A 13534-nucleotide genomic window follows, 5' to 3' on the forward strand; every position below is an offset into this window, starting at 1 on the left:
GAAGAGCTACCAACACAATGCAGGGCGACCGACTGTTCACTTCCGGGTCGCCCTTCGCTTTTGTGAGGGATCAACGCAAATTTCCGCGAGGATGGCGAAATTGGTAGACGCACCAGGTTTAGGTCCTGACGCCAGCAATGGTGTGGGGGTTCGAGTCCCCCTCCTCGCACCATAAAACAAACACTTTTTGGACGATTCACATGGCAACTGCAGTCGAAACTCTGGAAAAACTCGAACGCCGCATGACGATCACCCTGCCGCTCGCGGACGTCAAGGCTGAAGTCGAAAAGCGCCTCAAGATCCGCGCCCGTACCGCGAAGGCCCCGGGCTTCCGTCCCGGCAAGGTGCCGATGAAGATGGTCGCGCAGCAATACGGCTACCAGGTCGAGACTGAAGTGCTCAACGATAAGGTCGGCCGCGCGTTCAACGATGCCGCCAACGAAAACAACCTGCGCGTCGCGGGCTTCCCCCGCATCGAACCCAAGACCGGCGCAGGCGAGGACGTCGTCTCCTTCGACGCCACCTTCGAGGTCTATCCCGAAGTGAAGATCGGCGACCTGGCTTCCGTCGATGTCGAAAAGACCACCTGCGAAGTGACCGACGCCGAGATCGACAAGACCGTCGACATCCTGCGCAAGCAGCGCGTCCACTACCACACCAAGGGCGAGCAGAGCGCCCACGGCGACGGCGGCGCACCGGTTGCCGCCAATGGCGACCGCGTCACCGTCGACTTCGTCGGCAAGATCGACGGCGTCGAATTCCCCGGCGGTAAATCCGAAGACTTCCCCTTCGTGCTCGGCGAAGGCCGCATGCTCCCCGAGTTCGAGGCCGCCGTCGTCGGCCTGAAGGTCGGCGAGTCCAAGACCTTCCCGCTGTCCTTCCCCGAGGACTACCATGGCAAGGACGTGGCCGGCAAGACCGCCGAGTTCACCATCACCGTCAAGAACATCGAATGGGCGCACATGCCCGAAGTCGACGCAGACTTTGCGAAATCCCTGGGCGTAGCCGATGGCGATCTTGCTAAGATGCGCGAGGACATCAAGCAGAACCTGGAGCGCGAAGTCAGCAACCGCACCAAGTCCAAGACCAAGGACAGCGTCATGGATGGCCTCATCAAGGTCACCGAACTCGACGTGCCCAAGGCTTTGGTGGAGCAGGATGTGGACCGCCTGGTGGAGATGACCCGCCAGGACATGGCCCAGCGCGGCATGAACGTCAACGACATGCCTTTCCCCCGCGAGCTGTTCAACGCGCAGGCGGAGCGCCGTGTCCGCCTCGGCCTGATCCTCGCCGAGCTGGTCAAGGCCAACAAGCTGGAAGCCACGCCCGAGCAGGTCAAGGCCCAGGTCGAAGACTTTGCGCAAAGCTACGAAGATCCGCAGCAGGTAGTAAAGTACTACTTCAGCGATCGCCGCCGCCTGGCTGAAGTCGAGGCCCTTGTATTGGAAGAAAACGTCGTTAACTACGTGCTGGGCAAGGCAAAGGTCGCCGAAAAGGCGGTTGCTTTTGATGAATTGATGGGTAACAACGCGCAAGCGTAAGAAACCAGGGCCCCGCCGCCGGATCACCGGCAAGCCGCGGGGCCGCCGATTTCCACGCTTTGCGCACTCCTTAAGGAAAGGCACATGTCAGGCATGTACAAGAATTCAGCACTGGATACCGAAATGCTCGGGATGGTGCCGATGGTGATCGAGCAAAGCGGGCGGGGCGAGCGGGCCTATGACATTTACTCGCGCCTGCTCAAGGAACGTGTGATCTTCCTGGTCGGTCCGGTCAACGACCATACCGCCAACCTGATCGTCGCCCAGATGCTGTTCCTGGAAAGCGAAAATCCCGACAAGGACATTTCGCTTTACATCAACTCTCCCGGCGGTTCCGTTTCCGCCGGGATGGCGATCTACGATACGATGCAGTTCATCAAGCCGGACGTGTCCACGCTGTGCACGGGCCTCGCGGCGTCGATGGGGGCTTTCCTGCTGGCTGCGGGCGCCAAGGGCAAGCGGTTCTCCCTGCCGAATTCGCGTATCATGATCCACCAGCCCCTGGGTGGTGCGCAGGGCCAGGCGGCGGACATCGAAATCCAGGCGCGCGAGATCCTGTACCTCCGCGAGCGCCTCAACCATATCCTGGCTGAAAATACCGGCCGTTCGGTGGAACAAATCGCGAAGGATACGGACAGAGATAACTTCATGTCCGCGGCCGACGCAGCCGAATATGGCATGATTGACAAGGTTCTCACGAACCGCGCGTAACGCCTTATCCGGCAGAAAAACGCCCGGGCGCCTGCGCGTTCGGGCGTTTTTGCATTCTGCCGCGGAAATGGCACTTCTTGCCACAGGGTGTCGGGATTCTTGAGCGCTGTCGTGACGAATCCCGATTTCGCAGGTAATATCGGTCACACACTCAACCACACTTTGCCCTATGTCTGACAAAAAATCCTCCAGTGGCGAAAAACTGCTTTATTGCTCCTTCTGCGGCAAGAGCCAACACGAGGTAAAGAAGCTCATCGCAGGTCCGTCGGTCTTCATTTGCGACGAATGCATCGACCTGTGCAACGACATCATCCGCGACGAGGCATCGAGCATCGAATCGGTCACCGGACCGAAATCCGACCTGCCCACGCCGCATGAAATCTATGAGCTGCTGGGCCAATACGTGATCGGCCAGGAGACGGCAAAGCGCATCCTGTCCGTGGCAGTTTACAACCACTACAAACGGTTGAAGCACCTCGGTAACAAGAAGGATGATGTGGAGCTCGCCAAGAGCAACATCCTGCTCGTCGGCCCGACCGGCTCCGGCAAGACGCTGCTGGCCCAGACGCTGGCGCGCATGCTCAACGTTCCCTTCGTCATCGCCGACGCGACCACGCTCACCGAGGCGGGCTACGTGGGCGAGGATGTCGAGAACATCATCCAGAAGCTGCTCCAGAATTGCAATTACGAAGTCGAGAAGGCGCAAAAGGGCATCGTCTACATCGACGAGATCGACAAGATTTCCCGTAAGTCCGACAACCCCTCCATCACCCGCGACGTGTCCGGCGAGGGCGTGCAGCAGGCGCTGCTGAAGCTCATCGAAGGTACCATGGCATCGGTGCCCCCGCAGGGCGGACGCAAGCATCCGAACCAGGACTTCGTGCAGATCGACACGACCAACATCATGTTCATCTGCGGCGGTGCATTCGACGGCCTGGCGAAGATCATCTCCAACCGTTCCGAGAAGAGCGGCATCGGTTTCTCCGCGAGCGTGAAGAGCCAGAGCGACCGCACCAACAGCGACCTGCTGATGGAAGCGGAGCCCGAAGATTTGATCAAGTTCGGACTGATCCCCGAGCTGGTCGGACGCCTCCCGGTGGTGGCGACGCTGAGTGAACTAAACGAGGAAGCACTGATCCAAATCTTGCTTGAGCCCAAGAACGCGCTGATCAAGCAGTATGCGAAGCTGCTGCAGATGGAAGGCGCCGAACTGGAGGTCAGGCCTGCAGCACTGCACGCGATTGCCAGAAAGGCGCTGGATCGCAAGACTGGCGCACGGGGCCTTCGTTCCATCCTTGAACACGCGCTGCTCGACGTCATGTTCGAACTTCCGAACCAGCAGAACGTGGCCAAGGTGGTGATCGACGAGAACACGATCGTCAATGGAGCCAAGCCCTTGCTGATTTACCACGAGCAGCCAAAAGTGTCCGGAGCCAAGTAAAAAGCATTCTGTTCGGACCTTTGCTGAAGTCCCGTTTTTTCCCAGAAGAAGTACAATTTGAATGCAGGGATCACTTCTGGCATCAGGATCAGGCCACCCGAAGACGACTTCGTGTGTGGCCTTTTTTATTAGCAGTATTTCCTGATGGATTTTTGTTACGGCTTGGACTTGAGATTTCGGCCCCAGGGCCAACATCCACAACAAGCACTTAAATAAGGTTCGCCATGACGACTCCTACTTATTCCGATCACACCCAACTGCCGTTATTGCCTTTGCGTGATGTCGTTGTCTTCCCGCACATGGTGATTCCGCTGTTTGTCGGCCGTCCCAAGTCGATCAAGGCTCTCGAAGCTGCCATGGAGCAGGGCAAGAGCATCATGCTTGCCGCGCAAAAGGCTGCTGCCAAGGACGAACCGTCCGCAGAAGACATCTACAAGATCGGTTGCGTCGCCAACATCCTCCAGATGCTGAAGCTGCCCGACGGCACCGTGAAGGTGCTGGTCGAAGGTTCCCAGCGTGCGCGCATCCACAACATCACCGATTCCGATACGCATTTCGTGGCCGACCTCACGCCGGTCGAGTCCGAGCCGGGCGATGAATCCGAAGTCGAGGCCATGCGCCGCGCGATCGTCCAGCAGTTCGATCAGTACGTCAAGCTCAACAAGAAAATCCCGCCCGAGATCCTGACCTCGCTGGCCGGCATCGACGACGCCGGCCGCCTCGCCGACACGATCGCCGCTCACCTGCCGCTGAAGCTGGAGCAGAAGCAGGTCATCCTCGAGATCTTCAACGTCGCCAAGCGCCACGAGCACCTGCTCGGCCAGCTCGAAGGCGAGCTTGACATCCTGCAGGTCGAGAAGCGCATCCGCGGCCGCGTCAAGCGCCAGATGGAAAAGTCGCAGCGCGAGTATTACCTCAACGAACAGGTCAAGGCCATCCAGAAGGAACTGGGCGAAGGCGAAGAGGGTGCCGATCTCGAAGAGCTCGAGAAGAAGATCGTCGCCGCCAAGATGCCCAAGGAAGCCCGCGAGAAGGCCCAGGCCGAGCTCAAGAAGCTCAAGCTGATGTCGCCGATGTCCGCCGAGGCGACCGTCGTGCGCAACTATATCGACACCATCGTCGGCCTGCCGTGGCGCAAGAAGTCCAAAATCAACAACGACCTGTCCAATGCCGAGAAGGTGCTGGAAGAAGAACACTACGGCCTCGACAAGGTCAAGGAACGCATCCTCGAGTACCTCGCCGTGCAGCAACGCGTGGACAAGGTCAAGGCGCCCATCCTCTGCCTCGTCGGCCCTCCGGGCGTCGGCAAGACCTCGCTGGGACAATCCATCGCCCGCGCCACGAACCGCAAGTTCGTGCGCATGGCGCTGGGCGGCGTGCGTGACGAAGCCGAGATCCGCGGCCACCGCCGGACCTACATCGGGTCTATGCCCGGCAAGATCCTGCAGAGCCTCGCCAAGACCGGCGTGCGCAATCCGCTGTTCCTGCTCGACGAAGTTGACAAGATGGGCCAGGACTTCCGCGGCGATCCCGCATCGGCGCTGCTGGAGGTGCTCGATCCCGAGCAGAACCATACCTTCGCCGACCATTACATCGAAGTCGACTTCGACCTGTCCGACGTGATGTTCGTGGCGACCTCGAACTCGTACAACATTCCGCCGGCGCTGCTGGACCGCATGGAAGTCATCCGCCTCTCGGGTTATACCGAGGACGAGAAGACCAACATCGCCATGCGCTACCTTCTGCCGAAGCAGATCCAGAACAACGGCCTGAAGGAAGACGAGATCCAGGTTTCCGAATCCGCGATCCGCGACATCATCCGCTACTACACCCGCGAGGCCGGTGTGCGCTCGCTGGAACGCGAAGTGTCGAAGATCTGCCGCAAGGTCGTGAAGATGCTGCTGCTGAAGAAGCAGGATCGCAAGATCGTGGTCTCGGCAAAGAACCTCGACAAGTTCCTCGGCGTGCGGCGCTACGACTTCGGCATCGCGGAAAAGGAAAACCAGGTTGGCCAGGTGGTCGGTCTCGCATGGACGGAAGTCGGCGGCGACCTGCTCACCATTGAAGCCATGACCATGCCGGGCAAGGGCGATGTTATCCGTACCGGCACGCTGGGCGACGTGATGAAGGAATCGATCGAAGCCGCCCGCACCGTGGTGCGCAGCCGCTGCAAGCGCCTGGGCATCAAGCCGGAGCTGTTCTCCAAGACCGACATCCACATCCACGTGCCGGAAGGCGCGACGCCCAAGGACGGTCCGTCTGCGGGTATCGCGATGACCACCGCGCTAGTGTCCGTCATGACCGGCATCCCCGTGCGCGCCGACGTGGCGATGACAGGCGAGATCACCCTGCGCGGCGAAGTCCTGCCGATCGGCGGCCTGAAGGAGAAACTGCTGGCGGCGCATCGCGGCGGCATCAAGACCGTGCTGATTCCCGAGCAGAACGTAAAGGATCTTGCCGAGATTCCGGACAACGTCAAGAACAAGCTCGAGATCGTTCCGGTGCGCTGGATCGAGAAGGTGCTGGAGACCGCGCTCGAACGCCAGCCCACCCCGCTGACCGACGATACGCCGGTCGACTCGGCGGTCGCAGCCGCGACCGGCCAGGCCGACTCTACCGTCATGAAGCACTAAGCCAGGCTTGTCCTCAGGCGCACCTTGCCTGACCCCTGACAATACCCCGCGCGCCGCAAGGTCCGCGGGGTTTTGCAATTCTCTTGCCCCATCGTGTAACACCGCGACGATCGGCTTGACTCTTCGACATGCACCGAGTTAAATAGCCGGCGGAAAGTTTTCCAGCAGTACGACGGCAAGAAATTTCATGCCGGGCGCATGCGAAGCCGAACAGCAGAGTCGGCGCGCGCGGCATTTTATCCACCAGTGAGGAGGCAATGTTGAACAAGACGGACCTGATCGACCATATCGCCGGAAAGGCGGACATCAGCAAGGCAGCCGCGACACGCGCCCTGGACGCAATGCTCGGCGCAGTAAAGACCACACTCGAAAAGGACGGCACAGTGACGCTGGTCGGCTTCGGCACTTTTTCGGTTGGCAAGCGCGGTGCGCGCACCGGACGCGATCCGCGTACCGGCGGCGAGATTCAGATCAAGGAGAGCCGCGTAGCGAAATTCCGTCCCGGCAAGGCATTGAAGGACGCGTTGAACTGAGTCAACGAAGCCTTCACGGCAGGGATGGAAACTCGTGTGCCGATAGTAGTGCAAGATGTAAAAATCCCTGTATAATCGCTGTCTTCACGACGGGTGACAACGTCGTTTCGTTTGGCTGGCTAAGGTATCTCAGCAGTTCGCAGGGTGCTTAGCTCAGTTGGTAGAGCGGCGCCCTTACAAGGCGTAGGTCGGGAGTTCGAGCCTCTCAGCACCCACCAGATCAGCCAGACAGCAGCACCAATTCAGGAGTGGTAGTTCAGTCGGTTAGAATACCGGCCTGTCACGCCGGGGGTCGCGGGTTCGAGTCCCGTCCACTCCGCCAGACACGAAAAAGGCGAACGCAAGTTCGCCTTTTTTCTTATGTGGTCGATGTTTCTGCAGTGGCCCGCCATCGATGGACGCGCCGGGGAAAAAAGCGAGAATTAAGCCCGGGTTCATGTTCTTGTGCGACACTGCCTGCTTCTGTTCAAGGTAGGCTCAACGATGTTTGAATTTATCCGTACCCATCAGCGCCTGATGCAGTTCCTGCTGCTGCTGCTGATTTTCCCGTCCTTCGCATTCTTCGGCCTTGAAAGCTATACCCGTTTCCGCGAACGCGACAACGCGGTGGCCAAGGTTGCCGGCCAATCCATCTCCCAGCAGGAATTCGACAACGCGATGCGCGAACAGATGGAGCGCTTCCGCCAGATGTTCGGCCCGCAATTCGATCCGAAGATGTTCGACACGCCGGAAGCGAAGCAAGGCGTGCTGGACAGCCTGATCGCGCAGCGCGTGCTGAGCCACGAAGCCGCGCAAAGCCGTCTCTCCGTTTCCGACCAAGCCCTGCGCCAGAACATCATGAACATCCCCGGCCTGACCGGTCCGGATGGCAAGTTCGACGGTGACCGCTACAAGGGATTGCTTGCCGTGCAAGGCATGACGCCGGCTTCCTACGAGGCGCGCCTGCGGCAGGACCTCGCGATGCAGATGGTCAACGGCGCCGTCGCCCAGACCGGTTTCGCGCCGCGCACCGTCGCCAGCCGCCTCTCCGACCTGAACGACCAGGAAAGGGAAGTGCAGGAACTGGTGATGAAGTCCAGCGACTTCGCGTCGCAGGTCAAGGTCACCGACGACATGCTCAAGGCCTACTACGAAAAGAACATCGCGCAGTTCGAGGTTCCCGAGCAGATCAAGGCCGAGTACGTCGTGCTGAACAATGAGGTCGTGGCGTCGCAGATCCAGGTCAGCGAGGCTGACATGAAGGCCTACTACGACCAGAACGCCAAGAAGTACGGCACGGAAGAGCAGCGCCGCGCCAGCCACATCCTGGTCAAGGTCGACAAGAACGCCTCAGAGGCAGACAAGGCCGCAGCCAAGGCAAAAGCGGAAAAGCTGCTCGAGCAGGTCAAGAAGAATTCGGCCGACTTTGCCAAGATCGCCAAGGCGAACTCCGACGATCCGGGCTCGGCCGCGCAAGGCGGCGACCTCGATTTCTTTGGCCACGGCATGATGGTCAAGCCCTTCGATGACGCCGTATTCAAGATGAACAAGGGCGACATCAGCGGCCTCGTGCAGTCCGACTTCGGCTACCACATCATCCAGCTGACCGACGTGAAGCCGGCCACCATCAAGCCTTACGACGAGGTGAAGAAGGAAATCGAAGCGGACATCAAGAAGCAGCTTGCCGCGAAGAAGTTTTCCGAGATGGCCGAGACCTTCTCGAACACCGTCTATGAGCAGTCCGAAAGCCTCAAGCCGGTTGCCGACAAGCTCAAGCTGCAGATCCAGACGGCCGCCAGCCTGACGCGCAAGCCCAATCCCGGGCTGGGCAACGCGCCCTTCAACCAGCCGAAATTCCTGACCGCAATCTATTCGGATGAAGCGGTGAAGAACAAGCGGAACACCGAGGCGGTGGAAGTTGCGCCGAGCACCTTGATCGCCGGCCATGTCGTCGAATACAAGCCGGTGACGAAGAAGCCCTTCGAGGAAGTGCAGGCCGCGATCCGCGAGCGCGTCCTCCAGCAAGAAGCCGCCAAGCTTGCGAAGAAGGCCGGCGAAGACAAGCTCGCCGCGCTCAAGTCCAGCGGTGCCGGCGAAGGCTTCGGCGCCGCGAAGCAGGTGTCGCGCGCGAAGGCCGAAGGCGTGAACCCGGTCGCCGTGCAAGCCGTCATGAAGGCTGATGCGAGCAAGCTTCCGGCCTATGTCGGCGTCGACCTCGGCAACCAGGGCTATGGCATCTACCGCATCAACAAGGTCGCGCAGCCCGAGAAGGTCGATGCGGCCCGCCGCCAGGCGGAGCAGCAGCAGATCGGCAATGCCGTCGCCCAGCAGGAAATGGTTTCCTACATCGAGTCGCTGAAGCGAAAGGCCAAGGTGGAGATCACCTCATCCGCGATCAAGAAGGACGAGGTCGGCGAGAAGAAATAAGCCGTTCTTGACGCAGGAAACGAAAAGCCGCTTTCTCCCGAAAGCGGCTTTTTTTGGGTCTCACGAAAAGCACGGCGAGCTGAACGCCGACGCATCAAAAACCAAGCGGATCTACAGAATTTTTTGACATGACCGCATTCTCCCAAACTACCTCCGTCATCCCCGCGCAGGCGGGGACCCCATTTCGGTCGTCCGAAGAGGCGCACAATGGAATCCCCGCCTGCGCGGGGATGACAGAGCGCGATCAATAGTGTTTAAGTTAATTCAAAGGACCTTTTAATACCCGCTTAGCGGGGAAGGAAGCGATTGGCCTATTCGGCACGCCTGCCCGCAAGAGATGCGGACACGCCCCCGTTATTTCAGGCCGAGCAAGACCTTGAGTTCCGGCCAGACGTTATCGAGGATGACCGGCTGAGCCTCGGCCACCGGGTGGATGCGGTCCGGCTGGAACAGCCTGGACTGCTCGGCGACGCCCTTGAGAAGAAAGGGCACCAGCGCGACGCGTTCGCTGCGTGCGAGGACTTGGTACATGCCGGAAAATTTCTGGGTGTATTCGCGTCCATAGTTAGGCGGGATCTGCATGCCCACCAGCAGGACCTTGGCCTTTGCCGCCTGGGCCGCGGTGATCATCGCCTTGAGGTTGGATTCGGCGGCCTGCACCGGCAAGCCACGCAGGCCATCGTTGCCGCCGAGTTCAATGACGACGATGTCCGGCTTGTGCTGGTCGAGCAGGGCGGGCAGCCGGGTGCGTCCGCCGCTGGTGGTCTCACCGCTCACGCTGGCATTGACCAGGTTGACGTCCCGCTTTTCCGTTTCCAGCTTCTGGCCCAGCAGCGCTACCCACCCGCTGCCGCGCGCCAGGCCGTATTCCGCCGAGAGGCTGTCACCCAGCACGAGCACGGTTTTTGATGCAGAATAGGCGCACGCTGCGCAGAATGACAAGACCATTGCCATCGCCACGCGCATGAGCCATCGGGTTTGCCGGTTCAGCTCCATGGTTTTCCTCTTCATTTCCTCGTCTTCATGGTCAGGCCCGCATGACGGATCCCACACATCCCGCGATTGAAGTCGTTTCGCTCGGCAAGCGCGTGGCCGATGCCACCGGCGAGCTCACCATCCTTGATGACATCGATTTTACCGTGCGTCCCTCCGAGACGCTGGCCATCGTCGGCGCGTCCGGATCGGGGAAATCGACCTTGCTCGGATTGCTTGCCGGCCTGGACGTTCCCAGCCAGGGCACCGTCAAGCTGCATGGCGTGGACATCTTCCGTCTCGATGAAGATGGACGGGCGGCGCTCCGCAAGGAAAAGCTGGGTTTCGTGTTCCAGTCCTTCCAGCTGCTGTCCCACCTCACGGCCCTGGAAAACGTCATGTTGCCGCTGGAACTGCGCCGCGAAAACGATGCAAGGGAAAAGGCGCGCGTCATGCTTGAGCGCGTCGGCCTCGGCAGCCGGCTGAGGCACTATCCGAAATACCTCTCCGGCGGAGAGCAGCAGCGGGTCGCGCTGGCCCGCGCCTTCGTCACCGAACCGCCCCTGCTGTTCGCCGACGAACCGACGGGCAGTCTCGACGCGGCCACCGGCGAGGCCGTCATCCGCCTGATGTTCGAGCTCAACGAAGAGCGCGGCTCCACGCTGGTGCTGGTGACCCACGACAACAACATGGCTGCCCGCTGCGGCCGCACCATCACGATTTCAGCCGGCCGGCTCGTGCCGGAAAGCGCCGCCTGAATCCGGGCCGTCCCTCCCGATTCGCCGTCCTCAGGCAAGCGCCGCCCGATGGGCGCGGCGATGCTCGACGATAGCAATGCCCGCGCCGCTCGCGCAGATCACCGCGATGCCGATGCCCGTGAGCGCATCCGGCAACTGGCCGAACACCAGCCAGCCCATGCTGGCCGCGGAGATGATCTGCAGGTAGAAGAAAGGCGTGAGCATCGATGCTTCCGCATGCTTGTAGGCGCTGTTCACGAAGTAGTGGCCGATGGTGCTGGTGACGCCGGTGGACGCCAGGATCAGCCATTCGCGGATCGTCGGCATGTGCGCCACCCAGAAGAACGGCACCGCGGCGCTGCTGGCAATCATGCCGACGAGGCCGCCATAGAACAGCGTGACGAGCGGCGGGTCCGTCTTGTTGGCCTTGCGGCTGAGCACCGACACGCCGGCGAAGATGACGGCCGACGCCGCGCCCAGCGCCACGCCCGCCGGCGAGATGCCGCCTCCGGGACGCATCACGACCAGCATGCCGATGAAGCCGATGGCCACCGCGAGCCAGCGCGAGGGGTAGCTCTTTTCTCCGAGCAGCCAGGGCGATACCGCAAGCACCACCAGCGGTGCGCAGAAATTCATCGCCGTTCCCTCGGCCAGCGGCACGATGCGCAGCACGGAAAAAAACACCAGCGTGGACACCAGCAGCAGGAGCGCGCGGAATACCTGCAGCCGCGGCCGATGCGACGACAGGATGCTCTTGCCGGTGCGGCGGCGGTACCAGGGCGCGAGCGTGACCGCCATCAGGACGGTATTCAGGCTGTATCGCATCCATGCGATCATCACCACGTGATAGCCGGACTGGGCCAGCAGCTTGCCCGCGGTGTCGAGCAGGCTGAGGGTCCATTGGCCGAGAACGAGACAGGCGATGCCCAGCCAGAGTTGTCGATGGCTGGTATGACGGTTAGCGAGAAGCGGCATGCAGGTGGATGAGTTGATTGAGGATGCGGCGTGCCGCGGGGATCAGTTCGCCGGCGGCGAGTCCGACAGGACCGGTTCCGGCTTCCGCGAGTTCATCCGCGGCGCGGCCATGGATCCAGACGCCGCCGAGCGCGGCGTCGCGCGGCGGCCAGCCCTGGGCGAGCAAGGCGCCGGTGATTCCCGACAGCACGTCGCCGCTGCCGCCGGTGGCCAGGGCCGGGTTCCCGGTCGGGTTGATGAATGCCTCGCCGTCCGGATCGGCGATGACCGTGCCCGATCCCTTGAGCACGGCGATGCAACGGAAGCGGCTGGCAAGCGTGCGCGCCGCGGCCAGCCGGTCGGCTTGCACGCGGCCCACCTCGGTCTTCAGCAGGCGCGCGGCTTCCAGCGGATGCGGCGTGAGAACGGCGGGCGTCGCGCGGCTGACAACCGCCGCCGTAAGGTCGTCGTGCGCCGACAGCAGGTTCAGGCCATCGGCATCGACCAGCATGGCGGCCTCGCTGGCCAGCGCCCGGCCGAGCAGGTCCCTGGCCGACGGCGTGGTGCCGAGGCCCGGTCCGAGGACGAGCGCCCCCTTGATGGCGGCGCCGAAATCGATGTGGCTGCCATCCCGGCACATGACTTCGGGATGGAGCGGGTCATACGCGGGAGGCGGTCCGGCGAAAGCGGCGATGACCCGTCCCGAGCCGCACAGCAGGGCGGCCCGCGACGCCAGCACCAGCGCGCCGGCCATGCCCGCTGCGCCGCCCACGAGAACGGTGTCGCCGAAGCTGCCCTTGTGCGATTGCTGCGCGCGCGGCCGCAGCGAGGACGCGAAATCCGATGGCTGGGTCAGCCCGCAGCGCGGCTCGGGAAAGTACCCGAGCGCGATCTGCAGGTCCGCGACGTGGACCCGCCCCGCATGGTCGCGTCCCGCGCCCGTGTGAAGCCCCGGCTTGTCCGCGATGAAGGAGATGGTGTCCGTGGCCCGGATGGCAGCGCCGCCGCCGACCACGTTGCCCGTATCCGCATCGAGGCCGCTTGGCACGTCGAGCGCCAGCACCGGGCAAGCAAGCGCATTCACGGCCTCGACGATGCCGCGCAAGGGGCCGTCGATGGCGCGCCGCAAGCCGATGCCGAACAGGCCGTCGATCACCAGCGACCAGCGCCGCGACGCCACCATGACTGCATTTGCGCCCGCACGCGGCTGGAGGCCGGCGGCACGCGCACGCTCGAGCGCGATGCGCGCATCGGGCGGCAAGGCGTCTTCCTTGCCATGCCAGTGAACCTCGACCGTGATTCCCAGCGCCGCCAGGTTGGCAGCGGCCACGAGCGCATCGCCGCCATTGTTTCCAGGTCCGGCAAGGACCAGTACGGACCGCTCGGCCGCCGCCGCTGCGACCGCCTCATTGCCAAGCAGCGACATGGCCGCGGCCGCGGCGGCATCGCCGGCGCGTTGCATCAGGGTGAAGGAAGGCAGTTCGGCGAGCGCAGCGCTTTCGATGGCGCGAACGTCGCTCACGGGATGAAGTGGATGGAAAGGCATGGCCAGGCGGCAAGGCGTGCGGTTCTTGCATTGTACGCGATGCGTTGGACGGCCGCCCCG

General features: G+C 62.1%; 10 protein-coding genes and 3 tRNA genes. 10 read left to right on the plus strand and 3 right to left on the minus strand.

Going from position 1 to position 13534, the window contains the following annotated elements; genetic code table 11:
• Positions 1-85: 85 nt before the first annotated feature.
• The 9 genes from G3574_RS17325 to G3574_RS17365 all read left to right on the plus strand — a co-directional run bounded on the left by G3574_RS17325 (position 86) and on the right by G3574_RS17365 (position 9265).
• Positions 86-172: transfer RNA gene (locus G3574_RS17325), tRNA-Leu, on the plus strand.
• A gap of 28 nt (positions 173-200) precedes the next feature.
• Positions 201-1541, plus strand: a complete 1341-nt coding sequence (gene tig / locus G3574_RS17330; RefSeq protein ID WP_163965843.1) for a trigger factor — start codon at positions 201-203, stop codon at positions 1539-1541.
• Positions 1542-1625: 84 nt separating this feature from the next.
• Positions 1626-2252, plus strand: coding sequence for an ATP-dependent Clp endopeptidase proteolytic subunit ClpP (gene clpP, locus G3574_RS17335; protein WP_163965846.1), 627 nt, complete (start codon positions 1626-1628; stop codon positions 2250-2252).
• 169 nt (positions 2253-2421) lie between these two features.
• A complete protein-coding gene (clpX, locus tag G3574_RS17340) occupies positions 2422-3693 on the plus strand; it encodes an ATP-dependent Clp protease ATP-binding subunit ClpX (RefSeq protein WP_163965849.1) in 1272 nt (423 codons plus the stop codon).
• A gap of 224 nt (positions 3694-3917) precedes the next feature.
• A complete protein-coding gene (gene lon / locus G3574_RS17345) occupies positions 3918-6326 on the plus strand; it encodes an endopeptidase La (RefSeq protein WP_163965852.1) in 2409 nt (802 codons plus the stop codon).
• A gap of 260 nt (positions 6327-6586) precedes the next feature.
• The gene (locus G3574_RS17350) at positions 6587-6859 is read left to right on the plus strand and encodes an HU family DNA-binding protein (protein WP_163965942.1); all 273 of its coding nucleotides are present in this window, start codon (positions 6587-6589) and stop codon (positions 6857-6859) included.
• A gap of 142 nt (positions 6860-7001) precedes the next feature.
• Positions 7002-7077: transfer RNA gene (locus G3574_RS17355), tRNA-Val, on the plus strand.
• A 27-nt stretch (positions 7078-7104) separates the two neighbouring features.
• A tRNA-Asp gene (locus tag G3574_RS17360) sits at positions 7105-7181 on the plus strand.
• Positions 7182-7342: 161 nt separating this feature from the next.
• Complete coding sequence (locus tag G3574_RS17365) at positions 7343-9265, plus strand: SurA N-terminal domain-containing protein (RefSeq protein WP_163965855.1); 1923 nt, start codon at positions 7343-7345, stop codon at positions 9263-9265.
• A 354-nt stretch (positions 9266-9619) separates the two neighbouring features.
• Here the strand turns inward: G3574_RS17365 and G3574_RS17370 are convergent, their stop codons facing one another.
• Complete coding sequence (locus G3574_RS17370; protein WP_407941681.1) at positions 9620-10276, minus strand: arylesterase; 657 nt, start codon at positions 10274-10276, stop codon at positions 9620-9622.
• Between the two features lie 26 nt (positions 10277-10302).
• Between G3574_RS17370 and G3574_RS17375 the strand changes: the two genes are divergently transcribed.
• Positions 10303-10995, plus strand: a complete 693-nt coding sequence (locus tag G3574_RS17375; RefSeq protein WP_163965858.1) for an ABC transporter ATP-binding protein — start codon at positions 10303-10305, stop codon at positions 10993-10995.
• 30 nt (positions 10996-11025) lie between these two features.
• Here G3574_RS17375 and G3574_RS17380 read toward each other — a convergent pair whose 3' ends face one another.
• Together G3574_RS17380 and G3574_RS17385 are read right to left on the minus strand one after the other, a co-directional pair.
• Positions 11026-11949: a DMT family transporter gene (locus G3574_RS17380; RefSeq protein ID WP_163965860.1), complete on the minus strand. Its 924-nt coding sequence runs from the start codon at positions 11947-11949 to the stop codon at positions 11026-11028.
• Complete coding sequence (locus G3574_RS17385; protein WP_328804804.1) at positions 11933-13450, minus strand: NAD(P)H-hydrate dehydratase; 1518 nt, start codon at positions 13448-13450, stop codon at positions 11933-11935. Before G3574_RS17385 ends, G3574_RS17380 begins: the two co-directional genes overlap by 17 nt.
• Positions 13451-13534 lie beyond the last annotated feature (84 nt).

This window comes from Noviherbaspirillum galbum (assembly GCF_010974945.1).
Taxonomy (GTDB): domain Bacteria; phylum Pseudomonadota; class Gammaproteobacteria; order Burkholderiales; family Burkholderiaceae_D; genus Noviherbaspirillum; species Noviherbaspirillum galbum.